Below are 18,317 nucleotides of genomic sequence, written 5' to 3' on the forward strand. Positions count from 1 at the left end.
AGATGGATCGGATCCTGTTCCCCTCCAGTCTGGCCCGGGAGGTCGCGGCTCGCCCGCCGTGTGCGAGATGGTGGCCGTGATGACCGGTATGTCGGTGCGAGCGAGCCTGCGACGAAAGGACCTCACCCCCGTCGAGGCCCTCCGAGGTGGCCCTAGGTGAGCTGAACGTCCTTGATGATCACCGGGATCTTGGGGGCGTTCGAGCCACCGTCGCCGGTGATGTCGTTGGGGTTCTCGATCCAGCCGCCCTTGTAGACCTTGTCGAGGATGTCCATGCCCTGCGTGACCGTGCCGAGGGGCGTGTAGTCGGGCTGCAGCTGGGCGGTCTCGTCCGACAGGGAGATCCAGAACTGGCTGCCGTTCTGGTTCGCCGCCTCGGCCGCCTGGGCCAGCGCGACCGTTCCCCTGGTGTAGGGCAGCCCGCCGAGGTTCTCGTCGTTGAAGACGTAACCCGAGCTGCCCTGGCCGTCGGTGGGGTTCTTGCCGTCGGCCTTGGCCTGCGGGTCGCCGCACTGCAGCAGGCCGAGCCCGGAGTTCTCCGGCGTGGCCAGGCGGTGGCACCTGGTGTTGTCGAAGAAGTTCTTCTTCGCCAGGAAGGCGAAGGAGTTGACCGCGCAGGGGGCCCGGTCCGTCTGGAGCTCGATCACGATGTCACCGAGGTTGGTGGTGATCTTCATGTTCTTCAGCTTCAGGTTGGGCTTGGCCGGGGGCATGCCCACGTACTTGGCCGGGCTGCCGCTGGTGTCCTTGCGGTAGGAGCAGGTCAGCTTGGCCAGCTCCGCCGAGGGGGTCGGCGACGGCTGCAGGGCGGGGGCCTGACTTGGGTCGGCCGCCGCGCTCTTCTCCGGGGAGGTGGGGCGCTTGGGGTCGTTGCCGCCGAGGAGGTTCGTCGCGGCGAACAGGCCTCCGGCCACGACGACGACCGCGACGCCGGCTCCGATGAAGGTGTTCCGCCTCGACTTTGCGGTCGACTGCTGGGCGGTCTGCTGGGCCCGCTGGGCCTGCCGCTCCTTGTGCTCCCGCGCCAGCTGGCTCTGGCGGTCTTCGCCGCTCACCGCTTCGTCCTCCAGAATTGCTGTTCCATGACTATTGACTGGGCGAAAGCGTACCCGCCTCGGCGTGTGATGGATGTAAGTGACAGAATCCGTCAGATGGGGTAGGAGAGGAAGACGCGGGTGAAGTGCCGCGTTCCAGGTAGCGTTCACGGTGGGATCCCACCTGCACAGACGCCGCCGATGACCGGAGCCCCCCTATGTTCGACGAGATTCTGGGCCTGCCCGCCCACCCGCTGATCGTCCACGCCGCCGTGGTCCTGACGCCCCTGCTGGTGGTGCTGGCCGCCGTCTACGCCCTGGCCGCACGCACGCGCGCGGTGCTGACCTGGGCGGTCGTCGGGCTCGCGGTCATCTCGCCCGTGACGGTCTTCGCGGCCAGGCAGAGCGGTGAGGAGCTCAAAAGGGGACGTTTCTCCTCGGCGAGCGGGGAGCTCGGGCAGCGCGTCGCCGAGCACGAGAGCTTCGCGACCCCGTTGCTGCTGGCCGTACTGGCGCTCGGAGTGGTCTCACTCGGTCTCGTCCGGCTCACGCGTCCCGGGCGTTCGGAGAGCGCGCCCAAGGGGGTCGGGACGGCGCTGCGCGCGCTGACGGTGGTCCTGGCCGTGGTGGCCGGCTACTACGTGGTGAGGGCGGGCCACAGCGGCGCCGTCGCGGTCTGGGGAGGTTTCTGAGGGATCGGGAGCCCGCCCCCTGACGGTACTGTCTGAGCGTGGACAGCCTGTTCGACTCGGCGGCGGAGGAGGCCCACCGCGGCCATGAGCCACTGGCGGTGCGGATGCGCCCCCGTGGCCTGGACGAGGTGATCGGCCAGCGTCACCTGCTCGGGCCGGGCACGCCGCTGCGCAGGCTCGTCGAGGGCGAGGCCCCGATGTCGCTGTTCCTGTGGGGGCCGCCGGGCACGGGCAAGACCACCCTCGCCTACGTGGTCGCGGGGGTGACCAAGCGCCGCTTCGTCGAGGTCTCCGCGGTCTCCGCCGGGGTCAAGGAGGTCCGCGCCGCCATCGAGCAGGCCCGCCGCGAGCTGGGCATGTCGGGGCGGCAGACCGTGCTGTTCGTCGACGAGGTGCACCGCTTCAACAAGGCCCAGCAGGACGCCCTGCTGCCCGCCGTCGAGAACCGCTGGGTCACCTTCATCGGCGCGACCACGGAGAACCCGTTCTTCTCCGTCATCTCGCCGCTGCTGTCCCGTTCGCTGCTGCTGACCCTGGAGTCGCTGTCGGAGGAGGACATCCGCGGCGTGCTCGAACGCGCCGCCGCCGACCCGCGCGGCCTGGACGGTCGGGTACGGCTGGCGCCCGAGGCGGTCGAGCACCTGGTACGGCTGGCCGGGGGAGACGCCCGCAGGTCCCTCACCTATCTGGAGGCGGCCGCGCTGATCGCCGAGGACGAGATCACCGTCGAGGTGGTCGAGCGCGCGGTCGACAAGGCGGCCGTGCGCTACGACCGCCAGGGCGACCAGCACTACGACGTGGTCAGCGCCTTCATCAAGAGCATGCGGGGCTCCGACGCCGACGCCGCGCTGCACTATCTGGCCAGGATGGTCGAGGCGGGGGAGGACCCCAGGTTCATCGCCCGAAGGATCGTCATCTTCGCCTCGGAGGACGTCGGCATGGCCGATCCCACCTGCCTGCAGGTGGCGGTGGCCGCGGCGCAGGCGGTCGAGTTCATCGGCCTGCCCGAGGGCCGCCTGAACCTGGCCCAGGCGGTCGTCCACTGCGCGCTCGCCCCCAAGTCCAACGCGGTGATCACCGCGATCGACGCCGCCGCCCAGGACGTACGGCGGGGCGACATCGGCCAGGTCCCCGCCCACCTGCGCGACGCGCACTACCCCGGGGCACGGGGGCTCGGCCACGGTGAGGGCTACCGCTACCCGCACGACTTCGAGCACGGCCTGGTCCGCCAGGACTACGCCCCCGCCGAGCTCAGGGACCGCCGCTACTACCGGCCGACCCGGCACGGAGCCGAGGCCGCCTTCGCCGACCGCTGGAGCAGGATCCGCGCCTTCCTGCGCGGCGGCCAGTAGCCCCTCAGGAGGGAGGCGCGCCGTCCTGCCGTCGGGCGCGAGGTCCGCGGCGGGGGAAGCGCACGGTCAGCAGCCTGGCGCGGGGGGCGACCCGGCGGGCCAGCGTGAACAGGGCGTCGGTGCGGGAGCGGTCGGCGTCAAGGTGGGTGAAGAGGTTGACGCCCAGGTAGAAGGTGATTGCGGCGTAGGCGAGGTCGCGGGGCGGCATGAGCCTGGCCAGGGGTGAGCCGCCGATGACCCGCTCCAGCGTCTGCTCGACGAAGTCGATCCACGGGTCGGAGCGTTTGACGATCTCCGCCCTGAGCTCGGGCCTGGCGATGCTCGCGCCGACGAGCTCGGAGAAGAGCGTGATGTGCCCCGCCTCCAGGTCGGCCCGGTAGATCGCGGTGGCGATCTCGGCCAGCTCCTCCAGCGTGCGGGCCCGCTCGACGGCTCTGCGGTAGTCGGTCATCCGCTGCTCGGAGGCGCGGTCGAGTGCGGCGAGCAGCAGCGGATCGACCCCGCCGAAGTGGTAGAAGACCAGCGCCGAGTTGACCCCGGCGGCCTTGGCGATGGTACGGGCGCTGGCCCCGGCGTATCCCTCGGTCCGCACGGTCTCGGCGGCGGCCTCGATCAGCCGCTCCCGGGTCTCCGCGCCCGCCTGCTTGTTCACTTCACCGCTCCCTTGCCAAGACGATCTCTTCGATCATACGGTTTAATCGACTGATTAAACCGATCGATGAAGAGGGTGGCCCCATGGATGACCCGTCCGGAAGATCACCGGACTCGGAACCGCTCCCCGAGGACCGGACCGAGCGCAGGGCACGCTGGAACCTCGCCGGTCTGCTCCTGGCCCTGTTCGTCGCGCTCCTGCTCTACCGGGTGCTGCACGCGGGCCACCTGGAGGAGACGACGCTCTTCTACGTCGGCCTCCCCGCCGTCATCGCCATCACGGTCGTGCTGACGAGCAAACCGAGGTCCGCGACCGGCGCGATCCTGGCGACGATCACCGTGGCCCTCGCCTTCGCGGGACCGTTGCTCGGCGAGGGGATCGTCTGCCTGCTGTTCGCGGCCCCGCTCTTCTACCTCGTCGGCCTGCTGATCGGGGCCGTCATCGACTACTTCGACCGGCGGGGACCCCACGCGCTCGCCGCCCCGCTGGTGCTGCTCACGCTCGTCGCCGTGGGCGCGGAGGTGGCCGGACCGGCCCGTGACAACGCGGTCACCGCGGTGCGGGCGGCCCCGGGGACCGGGACGGAACAGGCCCTGGCCGCCGTCCCCCGCTTCGGCCCGTTCGAGTCGGCGTTCCTGAAGATCGGCTTCCCCAGGCCGCTGGCGGCAACCGGCACCGGCCTCGAGGTCGGCGCCCTGCGGGAGATCACCTTCAACCCGCGCCGCTCCCTCGGCATCGGCGCCCTTCCCGAACCACGTTCGATGACCCTCAGGGTGAAGGAACGCGGCCCGGGGCGGGTGACCTTCTCCGTGGTCCGCGACACCACGCTGACCCGCTGGCTCGACCTCCGCGAGGCGGAGTTCACCTGGGGGAACGGGAGGCTCGCGGTGACCCTGCGCTACCGCCGTACCTTCGACCCCGGCTGGTACTTCGGCCCCCTGCAGCGCTACGCCGTCGGCCAGGCCGCCGACTACCTGGCCGGGACCTTCGCCCGATGACGGGCGACCCCGTGCTGGTGCGCGGTCTGGCCCTCGCGGTACCGGTCGCCGCGGTGCTCGCGGCCACCTGGAGAGGCCGGGTCCGCCGGGGGTTCGGAGAACGGGACGCGGCCGCGGCGATCCTGGCCACGCTGTGGAACCTGGAGGCGCTCATCGCGGTGAACCTCCTCGCCCAGGACCTCGGCTGGTGGCGCTTCACCGCGGTAGGGGCCCTCTACCGGGGCGTTCCGATCGACCTGCTGCTGGGCTGGGCACTGCTCTGGGGCGCGGTGCCCGGCCTGGTGGCACGCCGGGCGCCGATCCCGCTGGTCGCCGCGTCCCTCGGCTGGCTGGACCTGGCGGTGATGCCCCTGGCCGAGCCCGTCGTCGTGCTCGGTGAGCACTGGCTCGCCGGGGAGGCGGTCGCGATGGCCGTCGCCCTGCTCCCCGGTTTGCTGGTGGCCTCCTGGACGGCCGGAGGCCGCCGCCTGCCCCTCAGGGCCGCCGCCCAGATCGTCCTCGCGGCCGCCGGGGGCATGGCGCTGCCCATCGTGCTGACCGGGGCGTGGCGGCAGCCCACGTGGGTGCTCGGCCTCATGGCGCAGGCGCTGGCCGTGCCCTCGCTGCTCGGGCTGGCCGCCGTACGGGAGTTCGCGCTCGCCGGCCGGGGGACGCCGCTGCCGTACGACCCGCCGGAACGGCTGGTGGTCACCGGGCCCTACGCCTACGTCCGTAACCCGATGCAGGCCGCGATGACGGGCGGCTACCTGCTGCTCGCCCTGCTCGACCCGGTGTTCCTGGCCGCGGCGCTGGTCGCCTTCGCCTACGGGGCGGGGCTGGCGGCCTGGCACGAGGGGGAGGGGCTCACCGCGCGCTTCGGCGGGGAGTGGGCCGCCTACCGGCGCGCCGTACGGGCGTGGGTGCCCAGGTGGCGGCCCGTCGCCTTCCCCGGGGCCGTCGCGTCCGTGTACGTGGCCACCACCTGCGGGATCTGCTCGCAGGTCGGCGGATGGATCGTCGCGCGCCGTCCCGCCGGGCTGCGCGTGCTCGCCGCGGAGGACCACCCCGCGGGGCTGCGCCGGATCACCTACGAGTCGGCGGACGGGCGCGGTGCCCAGGGGGTGGCGGCGATCGCCCACGTGCTGACCCACATCCACCTCGGCTGGGCCCTGGCGGGCTGGACGCTCATGATCCCGGGGGTCGGCCGGTTCGCCCAGCTCTGCATGGACGCCTTCGGGGGCGCGCCCAGGACCCTGGCCGTACGGAACGGGCCGTCGCCGGCGGGGAAGCCGGGCGGGTACGGCCGACCGCCTGGGCGTCGTGTCACGGTATGCCGGGGAAGCGGTTCGGGACGCGGTAAGGTCTTGCCTGTTCCAGCCGGGTCAACTAAGGAGATCGGCGCATGCTTACCGCAGGAGAGGTCGCCGGACTGATCGTCGCGATGGCCTGGGCGATCCTGGTCTGCTTCCTGGCCGTGGCGCTGGTCAAGCTGGCCCGGCTGCTGACCGAGACCACCAAGATGGTCTCCGAGCTGGGCGAACGTGTGGTCCCGCTGCTGGAGGACGTCACGGTCACCGTCAGCGAGACCAACCGCCAGCTGGTCGCCGTCGAGGCCATCGCCAAGGACGTCAAGCAGGTCAGCGGGCACGCCGCCAAGATCAGCGACGTCACCCAGACCCTGGTGACCGGGCCGTTGATCAAGCTCGCCGCGCTGACCCACGGCGTCAGGCGCGCCCTGTCGGCCCGCAGGAACGGCAGGCCCGGCTCCCGGGTCCTCGAAGGGCGGCGGCGATGATCCGCAGGCTCTTCTACATCTCCCTGGGCGCGTTCGGCGCCGTGTGGGCGATGCGTAAGCTGCAGTCACTGCATCCGAACCACCTGGCGCGCCGTGCGGTGCGCGGCGCCTCGGGGGTCCTGGACCAGGCCCGGGACTTCGCGGCCGAGGCGCTGGACGGCGCGGCGCAGCGGGAAACCGAGTTGCGCTCCCGATTCGGCCTCGACAGTGTTGAGAACACCTACACCTACCACGTAAAGGATGGCCGCTGACATGGAGTCGGCAGAGATCGCCCGCCGCTTCCTGCGCTTCTTCGAGGAGCGTGGGCACACCGCCGTGCCCTCGGCCAGCCTCATCGCCGAGGACCCGACGCTGCTTCTCGTCCCCGCGGGCATGGTGCCGTTCAAGCCCTACTTCCTGGGCCAGCAGAAGCCGCCCTACCCCCGGGCGGCCAGCGTCCAGAAGTGCGTGCGCACCCCCGACATCGACGAGGTCGGCAAGACCACCAGGCACGCCACCTTCTTCCAGATGCTCGGCAACTTCTCCTTCGGCGACTACTTCAAGGAGCGGGCGATCCCGCTGGCCTGGGAGCTGCTGACCAAGCCCGAGTCCGAGGGCGGCTTCGGCTTCCCCGAGGAGCGGCTCTGGGTCACCGTCTACCACGACGACGACGAGTCCTACGACATCTGGCACCACAAGGTCGGCATCCCCGCGGAGCGCATCCAGCGCCGCGGCCTGGCCGACAACTACTGGCACATGGGCGTGCCCGGCCCCGGCGGCCCCTGCACCGAGATCTACTACGACCGCGGCCCCGAGTACGGCAGGGACGGCGGCCCGATCGCCGACGAGAACCGTTACCTGGAGGTCTGGAACAACGTCTTCATGCAGTTCCAGCTCGGTACGGTGCGCAGCAAGACCGACTTCGACATCGTGGGCGAACTGCCCGCCAAGAGCGTCGACACCGGCATGGGCCTGGAGCGGATGGCCGCGATCCTGCAGGGCGTCGACAACATCTACGAGATCGACACCACCTACAAGATCCTCGACAGGGCCGCGGAGCTGACCGGGACCCGCTACGGCCGTGACGAGCGCGCCGACGTCTCGCTGCGCGTGGTCGCCGACCACGTCCGCACCGGCGTGATGCTCGTCGCCGACGGCGTGCTGCCCTCCAACGAGGGCCGGGGCTACGTGCTGCGGCGGATCCTGCGCCGTGCGATCCGCAACCTGCGCCTGCTGGGCGCGGGCGAGCAGCGCTACATGCACGACCTGACCGCGGTGACCATCGACGTGATGGGCGATCTCTATCCCGACCTCAAGGCCGACGCCCCGCAGATCCACGGCGTCATCGACGCGGAGGAGGCCTCCTTCCTCGGCACCCTGCGCACCGGCACCGCGATCTTCGACGCGGCCGTCGAGGAGACCAAGCGCAAGGGACGGGGCACCCTCGGCGGTGACCAGGCCTTCCAACTGCACGACACCTACGGCTTCCCGATCGACCTGACCCTGGAGATGGCCTCCGAGCAGGGCCTCAAGGTCGACGAGGAGGGCTTCCGCAGGCTGATGAAGGAACAGCGCGACCGCGCCAAGGCCGACGCCGCCGCCAAGAAGACCGGAAACGCCGACATCTCGGTTTTCGGCCAGATCCTGGAGAAGACCGGCAGGGTCGAGTTCCTCGGCTACGACAACGTGACCGCCGAGTCCGCGGTCATCGGCCTGCTCGTCGACGGGCTCCCGGTCCCCGCCGCGGGCGCGGGCACCACCGTCGAGGTCGTGCTCAGCCGTACCCCCTTCTACGCCGAGGGCGGCGGCCAGCTCGCCGACCAGGGGATCATCCGCACCGACGGGGCCGAGGTCGAGATCGTCGACGTGCAGTCCCCGGTCTCGGGCGTGATCGTGCACCGGGGCAAGGTCAGGACCGGTGAGGTCCGGGCCGGTGACCAGGCCCAGGCTGAGATCGACGTCGAGCGGCGCCGCGCCATCTCCCGCAGCCACACCGCTACGCACCTGGTGCACAGGGGCTTTCGCAACGCGCTCGGCGAGACGGCCGCGCAGGCGGGTTCGGAGAACTCGCCCGGCCGTTTCCGCTTCGACTTCACCGCGGCGGGCGCCGTGCCGCCCAGTGTGCTCCGTGACGTCGAGGACGAGGTCAACGCCATCCTGATCAACGACCTGAAGGTCAACGCCTTCCACACCTCCCAGGCGGAGGCGAGGGCGATGGGCGCGCTGGCCCTGTTCGGCGAGAAGTACGGCGAGACCGTCCGCATCGTCGAGGTCGGCGACTACTCCCGTGAGCTCTGCGGCGGCACCCACGTCGCGAGCTCGGGCCAGCTCGGCCTGGTCAAGGTGCTCGGCGAGGCCTCGATCGGCGCCGGAGTGCGACGGGTCGAGGCCCTGGTCGGCCTGGACGCCTTCCGCTTCCTGGCCCGTGAGAGCGTGCTCGTCGCCCAGCTCTCCGAGCAGCTCAAGGCCCGCAGGGAGGAGCTGCCCGAGCGGATCGAGGGCATCGTCACCCGGCTGCGCACCGCGGAGAAGGAGCTGGACAGGCTCCGTTCCGCCCAGGTCCTCGCGCTCGCGGGCGAGATGGCCGCCGGAGCACGTGATCTGGGCGGAGTGTCCGTGGTGACACACCGCGCGCCTGATGGCACCTCTGCGGATGATCTGCGTAAACTCGCCCTTGACGTGCGCGGACGGTTCCCAGGGGATCGCGCGGCGGTCGTCGTCGTCGCGGCGGTTCCCGCCGACCGGCCGGTCGTCGTGGCCACGGTCAACGACGCGGGCCGTGAGCGCGGCCTCAAGGCGGGCAGGCTCGTCGGCGTCGCGGCCAAGGCCCTCGGCGGTGGCGGCGGCGGCAAGGACGACGTCGCCCAGGGCGGCGGGACCCGGCCCGAGGCGATCGGCGACGCGCTGGGCGCCGTCGAACAGGCGATCGCCCAGACACTCGCCTGAGCGGCCGAAGCCGGTGAGCCGCGCGCGGCTCTGAGGCGGAGGCGGAGAACATGATGAGAAGTGGCATCCGGCTGGGTGTCGACGTCGGCTCGGTCCGCATCGGCGTGGCCCGCAGCGATCCGTCCGGATTGCTGGCCACGCCGGTGGAGACCGTACGGCGAGGCAGAGGCGACCTCGACCGGCTCGCGGAGATCGCGGCCGAGTACGAGGCGGTGGAGATCGTCGTCGGCCTGCCGACCTCGCTCTCCGGCCGTGAGGGGCAGGCGGCGGGGGTGGCCCGCGAGTTCGCGGGCAGGATCGCCTCGCGGCTGGCGCCCGTCCCCGTCAGGCTGTTCGACGAACGGCTCACCACGGTCACCGCGCAGCAGGGGCTGCGCGCCAGTGGCGTCAGGGCCAGGGAGCAGCGCGGCGTGGTCGACCAGGCGGCGGCGGTCGTGCTGCTCCAGGCTGCCCTGGACAACGAACGGGCGACCGGCAGGCCGCCGGGCGTGGCGGCCGGTCCACCGGCAGGGCCGTCCTCCGGGTCGCCGAGAGGTTCTTCGTCCGGGCCGCCGGGCGCCCGGCGGCCCGGTGAGGAGAGGCCGAGCGGCGGGACCGGACGGTGAGCGGGCGGCGGCTGGCATGGCTGCTGGCCTGCGGCGCGGGCGCCGCGCTGCTCGGAGCCGGGGGCTATGTCCTGGCCAGGCCCTACCTCACCCCCGCCGACTTCGAGGGGCCCGGCACGGGAGCGGTCACCGTGCGGATCGCGCAGGGCGCGAGCGCGGGGGAGATCGCCGCGACGCTGGCCGAGGCGGGGGTCGTGGCGAGCGCGGGCTCGTTCGTCGCGGTGGCCGAGGAACGCGGGAAGGCGGGCAGCCTGTTCCCCGGGCACTACCGGATGCGCAAAGGCATGTCGGCCACCTCGGCACTCGACCTGCTGACCGAGCCCCGCTCCCGGATGGTGCGGCGTGTCGTCGTCCCCGAGGGACTGCGTCTGCCGGAGCTGCTCGACCGGCTCGCGGAGGGCACGGGGATGCGCAGGGCCGACCTCGCCGGGGCGGCGAGGAACCTCCGGGCGCTGGGCCTGCCCGGCTACGCCAGGGGCCCCGAGGGCTTCCTGTTCCCGGCGACCTACGAGGTGGAGCCGGACACGACCCCGGCCGAGCTGCTCGGGGCCATGGTGGAACGTTTCAAGGACGCCGCCGCCGACCTGAACCTGGAACGGCGGGCCGCCAGGAGGGACCTGACCCCGCTTGAGGCCGTCACGGTGGCCAGCATCGTCCAGGCGGAAGGTGGGAGATACTCGGACTATCCGAAGATCGCTAGAGTGATCTACAACCGGATCAAGGCCGGTTCCCCCCTCCAGCTCGACACCACGGTGCTCTACGCGCAAAGGCGCAGAAGCCTCATGGTCTCGGAGAAGGACACCACGGTGCGCTCGCCGTACAACACCTATCTGAGGCCCGGCCTGCCGCCGGGCCCCGTCGCCAGTCCCGGGGAGAAGGCGCTGAGAGCGGCGCTTCGGCCTGGCCGGGGAAGGTGGTTCTGGTTCGTCACCACGGATCCGGCGCATAGAATCACGAAATTCACTGACAAAGAGAGTGAGTTTGTGAGATACCGGGAACAGCTGAACAGATACCTCGGGACGCACTGATGTCCGGCGGAACACCCCCCGTTCCGCCGCGCGCGGCGATCCACTCCGGCGGTCCGAACGAGGGCCAACGGCGGTCCGAGGTGTCCGGTCCGGGGCTCCTCCTCGGTTTGGCGGACCCGCTTGACGCCACGCCGTCCCTGCCGGGAGATTGGCCAGCGCATCTATGAACGGGCTCGATATGGACTTTCTGGTCGGCGCCGAGGACGACGACGGGTCACGGCGTGGCTCTCGCCAGTCTCCAGGACGGCGTGGCGGCCGCAGAAGGCGTCGCCGCAACAGGGGCGGCTTCCTCGCCCCGATGCTCGCGGTCATCGTCCTGATCGGCGGTCTCGGCGCGGCGGGCTTCTACGGTTACACCTGGCTGCGTGAGATGACGACTCCCCAGGACTACGCCGGTGAGGGCAGTGGCGAGGTCGTCATCGAGATCAAGGACGGTCAGACCGCCTCCGATGTCGCCCAGACCCTGGAGAAGCAGGACGTCGTCAAGAGCGCCAGGACGTTCACCGGGGCCGTCGCCGACGCGGGCAAGAGCGCCTCCCTGCAACCGGGTGAGTACCGCATGCGCAAGCGGATGTCCTCGGCGGCGGCCGTCAAGCTGCTCGATCCGTCTCTGCGGCTGCTGGAGCGGGTGACGCTGAAGGAGGGACTGCGCCTGTCCGACACCCTGGCGACGCTCGCCAAGGAGACCGGCAAGCCGCTCAAGGAGTTCCAGCAGGCCGCGAAGAACGTCAAGGCGCTCGGCCTGCCCGGCTACGCCAAGGGACGCCTGGAGGGCTACGCCTTTCCCGCCACCTACGACATCACCCCCAAGATGACCGCGGCGGACATCCTCACCGCGATGGTCGACCGTTTCAACCAGACGGCCGACAAGGACGGGCTCGTCTCGGCGGCCAAGAGCCTCGGGCACACCCCGCACGAGATCATGACGATCGCCAGCATCGTCCAGGCCGAGTCGGGCAGCGTCGAGGACATGTCCAAGGTGGCCCGGGTCATCTACAACCGCCTGGACGGCAACCGCAAGCTGGAGATGGACAGCACGGTGATGTACGGGCTGAACAAGTACGGCATCTCCGCCACCAACGCCGACCTGGAGAGCAAGTCGCCCTACAACACCTACAAGCGGCTCGGCCTGCCGCCCGGCCCCATCGCCAACCCGGGTGACCACGCCATCCAGGCGGCGCTCGACCCGGCCAAGGGCGACTGGATCTGGTTCGTCACCACAGACCCCAAGCGCGGCATCACCAAGTTCGCCTCGACGGAGGCTGAGTTCTTCCAGTTGAAGGCGGAGTTCGAGAAGAACAGGAACGGCGGATGACGCGGGCGGCGGTCCTGGGCTCGCCCATCGCCCACTCGCTCTCGCCCCACCTGCACCGGGCCGCCTACGAGGCCCTCGGCCTGTACGACTGGCAGTACGAGGCCTTCGAATGCGACGAGGCGGGGCTGCCCGCCCTGCTCGACGGGCTCGGCCCCGGCTGGGCGGGCCTGTCGCTGACGATGCCGCTCAAGCGCGCCGTGCTCCCGCTGCTCGACACGGTCTCCGACCTGGCGGTCGAGGTCGGCGGGGCGAACACCGTGATCCTCTCCGAGGGCGGTCGCCACGGGGAGAACACCGACGTGTACGGCATCGTCCAGGCGCTCACCGAGGCCGGGGTCAAGCCGCCGCACGGCGCCACGGTCCTCGGCGGCGGGGCGACGGCCGCCTCGACACTGGCCGCCCTGCGCGAGCTGGGCCTCTCGCGGGCCAATCTGGTGGTCCGCGACCCGGCCAGGGCGGGCGAGACGGCACAGGTGGCCGAACGGCTCGGCACCGCCCTGTCGGTGCGCACCTTCGACGAGTTGGAGAGCGTCCTGGACGTCGACCTGGTCGTCTCCACCCTGCCCTCCGGCGCCGCGGACGGTTTCGCCGGCCTGCTGGCCGGGGTGCCCGCGCTCTTCGACGTGGTCTACGCGCCGTGGCCGACCCGGCTGGCCTCGGCCGTCGAGGCCGCGGGCGGCACCGTGGTCGGTGGCTTCCCGATGCTGCTGCACCAGGCGGTCCGGCAGGTCGAGATGATGACCGGCCGGACCGACGTCCCGGTCGAGGCGATGCGCGCGGCGGGCAAGGCCGAGATCGTCAGGCGAGCGGCTCCGGGGAGCTGACGGTCCCCGAGCCGTACGGCCGGAAGCCCCTCCTGGCCACGACGAAGGCGGTGACGCCCACCAGGACCTGGACGAGTCCGGGAAGCCACTCGTCGTGCGACATCCCGGACCACGGCACGCCGCGGTAGAGCACCAGGAACAGCGGCACCAGGAGGACGACGGCCCGGCGTCCCGCCGGGGTGCGGCTGGCCGCTCCACAGGCCATGCAGACCATCGTCGTCATGGCCAGGGAACCGAGGAAGTACTCGGGGGCGAGGAAGTGCTCCAGAGCCGAGGCGACGTTCATCGTCAGGATCGCCGCGGCGGTCCAGCGCAGCAGCGAACGGCGGCCGACCAGTGCCGCCCCCGCCGTCGGACTGGGGGCGAACGTCAGCAGAAGCGCGACAGCGAGGTCGGGCAGTGCGTAGAACGCCCTCTCGAAGGGGGTGAACGGGTCGATGCCCATGCTGAGCACAGCCGGGATCGTCGTGCTGGCGGCCGTCAAGACCCAGGCCGCCGCCGCGGCCGCCCAGCGCGGGCCGCGCAGCGCGAGCCAGACGATCAGCAGGCGCGGCAGCGCGTAGACGGCGGGCGTCAGGGCGTAGAGGAGAGGCTGGGTGCCGTCGACGGTCAACAGTATGGTGCCCCAGGTGCTCATCTCCAGGACCAGCAGGTGGAGCGGGGCGACGATCGCGGCGATGTTCAGCGCGTCACGCCAGGATCCGCCGCTGCCCGGGCCGAAGGCGTGCCGCAGGCGGATCAGCACCCCGCCCTTGACCAGGTCGAGCACGTCACGCGGGTCGGGGAACCGCCATCCTTGCCCGGCCTGCGCCAGCATCACCCCGAGCATCTCCTCCCCGTGCCTGGCCCTGTGCTCGGCCGGGTAGAGGGCCAGCAGCCTGCGGTAACGCTCCTCCAGTGTGCTCACGCCACACCCCCGCCCACGCCGGGGACCAGGGCACGCAGCCGGGTCGAGGCCGCCTCGGCGTGCCTGCGCAGCCGTTCGGCCTCGGTGGCCAGGCGGGTGCCGCCCTCCGCGGTCAGCCGGTAGTAGCGCCGTATCCGGCCCTCCACGACCTCCTCGCGGTCGGTGGCGATCAGGTTTTCGGACTGGAGGCGGTCGAGGGCGGCGTACAGGGTTCCCGCCCGCAGGCGCACCCGGCCGCCGGAGATCTCCTGGACGTCGCTGATCACCCCGTAACCGTGCTGGGGTCCCGCGGCCAGGGCCGTGAGGATCAGGAACGTCGGCTCCTGCATCGATCTCTGGTTCATATGGTCTTTATATATCGACCATCGGCATATTGAGAAGGTGGGATCGGGAATGATTCGGCGGGTGTCGGGGGGTGTGATAGAGTAACTACTCGATCGGTCCGGCATGCCTGCTGGACGCGCAAGCGGAGGTTCACCTCCCACCTGGTCGACCGAGAGGTCGGCAGGTCAAGGATCACAGCCGGATGACTCCGGCCGAGCTCGCGGTGTGTGAATCGGCGAGTTCATGTGGCCCCGCATGCGCGACGTGCGGGGCATTCGCGCTTCTCGACCTGGAAACGGCCTGTGTTCCGCGACCCTCCCGGCACGATCGAGTATGTGCAAAGCCGCCTGCAAGGACGGCGGCGGATCGCAACCTAGGAGGCCTCATCAGCGCCGAGCCCCGCATCAACGACCGTATTCGCGTCCCCGAGGTCCGCCTCGTCGGTCCGAACGGCGAACAGGTTGGCATCGTCTCCATCGGCGATGCTCTGAAGCTGGCTCAGGAAGCCGATCTCGACCTCGTCGAGGTCGCGGCTACGGCTCGCCCGCCCGTGTGCAAGCTCATGGACTACGGCAAGTTCAAGTACGAGTCCGCGATGAAGGCACGCGAGGCGCGGCGTAACCAGGCGTACACGATCATCAAGGAGATCAAACTCCGCCCGAAGATCGACCCGCACGACTACGAGACCAAGAAGGGTCACGTGGTGCGGTTCCTCAAGGCGGGGGACAAGGTCAAGGTAACGATCATGTTCCGCGGCCGGGAGCAGTCCCGGCCCGAGCTGGGCTTCCGGCTCCTGCAGCGGCTGGCCGAGGACGTCACGGAGCTCGGCTTCGTCGAGTCCCAGCCCAAGCAGGATGGCCGTAACATGATCATGGTTATCGGGCCGCACAAGAAGAAGGCCGAGGCCAAGGCCGAGAAGGCGGCGGCCAAGGCGCGGCGTGACGACGATGCCGCGGACGGGTCTCAGGACGAGCAGGTGCCCGCTCCGCAGGAGTGACTCGCATAGCCTGAACCGTCAGGCAGTCGCGAGATGAAGCCGAGGCCGGGTCCGGTCTCACAGTCAGGCATGCCCTTGACTCGGGTTACCGGCCCGGGACATCGGCACGATCGAGGGAGAGACGGCTGAGATGCCGAAGATGAAGACGCACAGCGGTGCGAAGAAGCGGTTCCGGCTCACCGGCTCAGGCAAGATCAAGCGCCGCCGCGCCAACCGCGCCCACTACAACGAGTGGAAGTCCTCCAAGCTGACGCGTCGTCTCAAGCCCGAGGTCGTGCTCTCTGACGCCGACGCCAAGAAGATCAAGAAGCTGCTCGCTAAGTAACGGCCCCCGGGGAGATAGATACAAATGGCACGCGTGAAGCGGGCGATCAACGCCAAGAAGAAGCGCAAGGTCGTTCTCGAGCGGGCGAAGGGCTACCGGGGGCAGCGCTCCAGGCTGTACCGCAAGGCCAAGGAGCAGATGCTCCACTCGATGACCTACGCCTACCGCGACCGCAAGGACCGCAAGGGCACCTTCCGCCGTCTGTGGATTCAGCGCATCAACGCCGCTGCCCGTCAGAACGGCATCACCTACAACCGCCTCATCCAGGGGCTGCGTCTGGCCTCCATCGAGGTCGACCGCAAGATCCTCGCTGACCTCGCGGTCAACGACGCCGCCACGTTCGCGACCCTGGTCGAAGCCGCCAAGAAGGCGCTTCCGGCCGACGTGAACGCGCCGGTCGCCGGCTGAATCCGGCGCCGACGAACGCGCTGAAGAACACGCGGCCCACAGCGATCACGCTGTGGGCCGCATTCGCATTCCTGGGGAACGGACATGGCGGGATCTGAGCTGACCAACATCAAGTCGCCGCGGGTCAAGGCGGCCAGGCGGCTGACCAAACGAGCCTTCAGGGACCGGGACCGGTCCTTCCTGGCGGAGGGGCCGCAGGCGGTTCGTGAGGCGCTGGCGCTCGACGGCGTCGTGACCGAGCTGTTCACCACCGTCGAGGCCGAGGCGCGCCACGCCGACCTCGTCGCCGCCGCCGTCTCCGCGGGGGTGCCCGTGCACCGGGCCAGCGGTGAGGTGATGGCCGAACTGGCCCAGACCGTCACCCCGCAGGGCCTCCTGGCGGTGTGCCGGTTCGTGCACGTCCCCCTGGAGGGCGCGGTCACCGACCAGGCGAGGCTCGTCGCCGTGCTCGCCCACGTCCGCGACCCGGGCAACGCCGGGACCGTGCTGCGCACCGCGGACGCCGCGGGGGCCGACGCGGTGGTCTTCACCGACGCCTCCGTCGACCCCTACAACGGCAAGTGCGTTCGGGCCAGCGCCGGGAGCCTCTTCCACCTGCCCGTCGTCACCGGTGCCCCGGTGGCACAGGCCGTGGACAGGCTCAAAGGGGCGGGCCTGCGGGTGTTCGCCGCCGACGGCGCGGGAACGCGGACGCTCGACGACGTCGACCTCTCGGGGCCCGCGGCCTGGATCTTCGGCAACGAGGCCTGGGGGCTGCCCAAGGAGATCCTCGACCTTGCCGACGAGGTGGTCAGGGTGCCGATCTACGGCGGGGCGGAGAGCCTCAACCTCGCGACGGCCGCCGCGGTGTGTCTGTATGCCTCTGCCCGGTCTCAACGTGTACGTCCCCTGAGCGGGTGAGGCCCCCCGTCCCGAGGCTGCCGGAGGACACGCGAAACCCGCTATTGTCGGCGTTGTAGCGTCGAGGAGGCGGGGTCGTGCACGGCGAACACACCGACGAGCGGAGCGCTGATTCCGCCTGTGTGATCGACGTCGACGACCTTCCCGACGGCCTCGTCGTGACCGATCGGGACGGCCACGTGCTGAGCGTCAACCGGGCCGCGACCCGGCTGACCGGGATCGGCTGGGACCAGGCCGTCGGACGTCACGTGCGGGACGTGTTCTCCTTCCGCGATCACGACGGGCGCGACTGGTGGAAGTGGCTCGACACCTACGGCGGCCTGCCGACCCGCACCCGACAGCCCGAGCTGCCGCTGCGCACTCCCGGCGGTCAGGAGATGCTCGTCGCGGCCCGGCTGGTGCGCAGGCCCGAGCGGGGTGGCGAGATCGCCCGTGTGGTGATCACGATGCGTGACGCGGGCGCGCGGGCCAGGCTCGAACGCAGCCGCGCGGACCTGGTCTCGACCGTCGCCCACGAGCTGCGCTCCCCGCTGACCAGCGTCAAGGGGTTCACCGCGACCCTGCTCGCCAAATGGACCCGCTTCACCGACGACCAGAAGCTGGTCATGCTGGAGACGGTCAACGCCGACGCCGACCGGGTGACCCGGCTGATCACCGAGCTGCTCGACGTGTCCCGCATCGAGTCGGGGCGCCTTGAGATCCATCGTCAGGTGGTCGACGTCCCGGCGAGGGTCCAGAAGATCATCGATGGGCGGGTCGCAGCGGGGGAGCCCGAGGGGCGCTTCCTGCTCCGGGTGCTGGGCGAACTTCCCGAGACCTGGCTCGATCAGGACAAAATCGACCAGGTGCTGGCCAACCTGATGGAAAACGCCGTGCGCCACGGGCGCGGTACGGTGACAATAGTCGTCGAACCGAACCAATGGGGAGTGACCGTGTCCGTCCGTGACCAGGGAGAGGGCATTCCGCCCGAGCTGGCCACGCGCGTGTTCCGGCAGTTCTGGCGGGGCAACGCCCGCCGCCGCGGTGGCACCGGCCTCGGTCTCTTCATCGTCAAGGGTCTCATCGAGGCCCACGGCGGCACCATCTCCGTGCAGCGGGGGCCCGAGGGCGGGGCCGAGTTTCGATTTATGGTGCCCACCGGCACCCCTGACTTCGCCTGAGCGCGGATGCCAGCCCGGTGGGCTTCCCCGACTAGACTCATGGCCGCTCAAGCCCTGGATTCGGAGCTTTCTCTTGTCTAACTACGACCCGGTCGAG

Annotated in this window: 19 protein-coding genes and 1 pseudogene; 16 read left to right on the forward strand and 4 right to left on the reverse strand. The window is 70.7% G+C overall.

Annotated features, from left to right (window positions below; genetic code table 11):
* Positions 1-152: 152 nt before the first annotated feature.
* Entirely contained in the window at positions 153-1,055 is a 903-nt protein-coding gene (locus ACFOYY_RS31830) for a peptidylprolyl isomerase (RefSeq protein WP_386194745.1), read from the reverse strand.
* 197 nt (positions 1,056-1,252) lie between these two features.
* Here ACFOYY_RS31830 and ACFOYY_RS31835 point away from each other — a divergent pair, with 197 nt between their 5' ends.
* Together ACFOYY_RS31835 and ACFOYY_RS31840 are read left to right on the forward strand one after the other, a co-directional pair.
* Complete coding sequence (locus ACFOYY_RS31835; RefSeq protein ID WP_352011693.1) at positions 1,253-1,726, forward strand: hypothetical protein; 474 nt, start codon at positions 1,253-1,255, stop codon at positions 1,724-1,726.
* 38 nt (positions 1,727-1,764) lie between these two features.
* Positions 1,765-3,078, forward strand: a complete 1,314-nt coding sequence (locus ACFOYY_RS31840; protein ID WP_352011694.1) for a replication-associated recombination protein A — start codon at positions 1,765-1,767, stop codon at positions 3,076-3,078.
* Positions 3,079-3,082: 4 nt separating this feature from the next.
* Here ACFOYY_RS31840 and ACFOYY_RS31845 read toward each other — a convergent pair whose 3' ends face one another.
* Complete coding sequence (locus tag ACFOYY_RS31845) at positions 3,083-3,730, reverse strand: TetR/AcrR family transcriptional regulator (RefSeq protein WP_352011695.1); 648 nt, start codon at positions 3,728-3,730, stop codon at positions 3,083-3,085.
* An 83-nt stretch (positions 3,731-3,813) separates the two neighbouring features.
* Here ACFOYY_RS31845 and ACFOYY_RS31850 point away from each other — a divergent pair, with 83 nt between their 5' ends.
* The 9 genes and pseudogenes from ACFOYY_RS31850 to ACFOYY_RS31890 all read left to right on the forward strand — a co-directional run bounded on the left by ACFOYY_RS31850 (position 3,814) and on the right by ACFOYY_RS31890 (position 13,199).
* On the forward strand, positions 3,814-4,728 hold the full coding sequence (locus ACFOYY_RS31850; protein ID WP_352011696.1) for a hypothetical protein: 915 nt from the start codon (positions 3,814-3,816) through the stop codon (positions 4,726-4,728).
* Positions 4,725-6,140: a methyltransferase family protein gene (locus ACFOYY_RS31855; RefSeq protein WP_386194749.1), complete on the forward strand. Its 1,416-nt coding sequence runs from the start codon at positions 4,725-4,727 to the stop codon at positions 6,138-6,140. The genes ACFOYY_RS31850 and ACFOYY_RS31855 overlap by 4 nt, the downstream gene beginning before the upstream one ends.
* Entirely contained in the window at positions 6,110-6,502 is a 393-nt protein-coding gene (locus tag ACFOYY_RS31860) for a DUF948 domain-containing protein (RefSeq protein ID WP_352011698.1), read from the forward strand. The genes ACFOYY_RS31855 and ACFOYY_RS31860 overlap by 31 nt, the downstream gene beginning before the upstream one ends.
* Positions 6,499-6,753: a hypothetical protein gene (locus ACFOYY_RS31865; RefSeq protein ID WP_352011699.1), complete on the forward strand. Its 255-nt coding sequence runs from the start codon at positions 6,499-6,501 to the stop codon at positions 6,751-6,753. The genes ACFOYY_RS31860 and ACFOYY_RS31865 overlap by 4 nt, the downstream gene beginning before the upstream one ends.
* Before the next feature lies 1 nt (position 6,754).
* A complete protein-coding gene (gene alaS, locus ACFOYY_RS31870; protein WP_386194752.1) occupies positions 6,755-9,427 on the forward strand; it encodes an alanine--tRNA ligase in 2,673 nt (890 codons plus the stop codon).
* Positions 9,428-9,480: 53 nt separating this feature from the next.
* Positions 9,481-9,945, forward strand: a pseudogene (ruvX, locus tag ACFOYY_RS31875) (Holliday junction resolvase RuvX); the annotation flags it as partial.
* An 83-nt stretch (positions 9,946-10,028) separates the two neighbouring features.
* A complete protein-coding gene (mltG, locus tag ACFOYY_RS31880) occupies positions 10,029-11,060 on the forward strand; it encodes an endolytic transglycosylase MltG (protein WP_352011701.1) in 1,032 nt (343 codons plus the stop codon).
* A gap of 178 nt (positions 11,061-11,238) precedes the next feature.
* Complete coding sequence (mltG, locus tag ACFOYY_RS31885) at positions 11,239-12,375, forward strand: endolytic transglycosylase MltG (protein ID WP_386194754.1); 1,137 nt, start codon at positions 11,239-11,241, stop codon at positions 12,373-12,375.
* Positions 12,372-13,199 carry a shikimate dehydrogenase gene (locus tag ACFOYY_RS31890; protein ID WP_352011703.1) on the forward strand — a complete coding sequence of 276 codons (828 nt, stop codon included), beginning with the start codon at positions 12,372-12,374 and terminating at the stop codon, positions 13,197-13,199. The genes mltG (ACFOYY_RS31885) and ACFOYY_RS31890 overlap by 4 nt, the downstream gene beginning before the upstream one ends.
* Here the strand turns inward: ACFOYY_RS31890 and ACFOYY_RS31895 are convergent.
* Both ACFOYY_RS31895 and ACFOYY_RS31900 read right to left on the reverse strand, forming a co-directional pair.
* Complete coding sequence (locus tag ACFOYY_RS31895; RefSeq protein WP_386194755.1) at positions 13,174-14,106, reverse strand: hypothetical protein; 933 nt, start codon at positions 14,104-14,106, stop codon at positions 13,174-13,176. The genes ACFOYY_RS31890 and ACFOYY_RS31895 overlap by 26 nt on opposite strands.
* Entirely contained in the window at positions 14,103-14,450 is a 348-nt protein-coding gene (locus ACFOYY_RS31900) for a PadR family transcriptional regulator (protein ID WP_352011705.1), read from the reverse strand. Before ACFOYY_RS31900 ends, ACFOYY_RS31895 begins: the two co-directional genes overlap by 4 nt.
* Positions 14,451-14,632: 182 nt before the next feature.
* Here ACFOYY_RS31900 and infC point away from each other — a divergent pair, with 182 nt between their 5' ends.
* The 5 genes from infC to ACFOYY_RS31925 all read left to right on the forward strand — a co-directional run bounded on the left by infC (position 14,633) and on the right by ACFOYY_RS31925 (position 18,220).
* On the forward strand, positions 14,633-15,427 hold the full coding sequence (gene infC / locus ACFOYY_RS31905) for a translation initiation factor IF-3 (RefSeq protein WP_449343627.1): 795 nt from the start codon (positions 14,633-14,635) through the stop codon (positions 15,425-15,427).
* A gap of 130 nt (positions 15,428-15,557) precedes the next feature.
* On the forward strand, positions 15,558-15,752 hold the full coding sequence (gene rpmI, locus ACFOYY_RS31910) for a 50S ribosomal protein L35 (RefSeq protein WP_184716514.1): 195 nt from the start codon (positions 15,558-15,560) through the stop codon (positions 15,750-15,752).
* A 24-nt stretch (positions 15,753-15,776) separates the two neighbouring features.
* Entirely contained in the window at positions 15,777-16,160 is a 384-nt protein-coding gene (rplT, locus tag ACFOYY_RS31915; RefSeq protein WP_012892552.1) for a 50S ribosomal protein L20, read from the forward strand.
* Between the two features lie 84 nt (positions 16,161-16,244).
* Complete coding sequence (locus ACFOYY_RS31920; RefSeq protein ID WP_386194757.1) at positions 16,245-17,060, forward strand: TrmH family RNA methyltransferase; 816 nt, start codon at positions 16,245-16,247, stop codon at positions 17,058-17,060.
* 77 nt (positions 17,061-17,137) lie between these two features.
* Positions 17,138-18,220, forward strand: coding sequence for a sensor histidine kinase (locus ACFOYY_RS31925; RefSeq protein ID WP_352011707.1), 1,083 nt, complete (start codon positions 17,138-17,140; stop codon positions 18,218-18,220).
* Positions 18,221-18,317: the final 97 nt, after the last annotated feature.

This window comes from Streptosporangium jomthongense, from assembly GCF_042650425.1.
Classification (GTDB): Bacteria; Actinomycetota; Actinomycetes; order Streptosporangiales; family Streptosporangiaceae; genus Streptosporangium.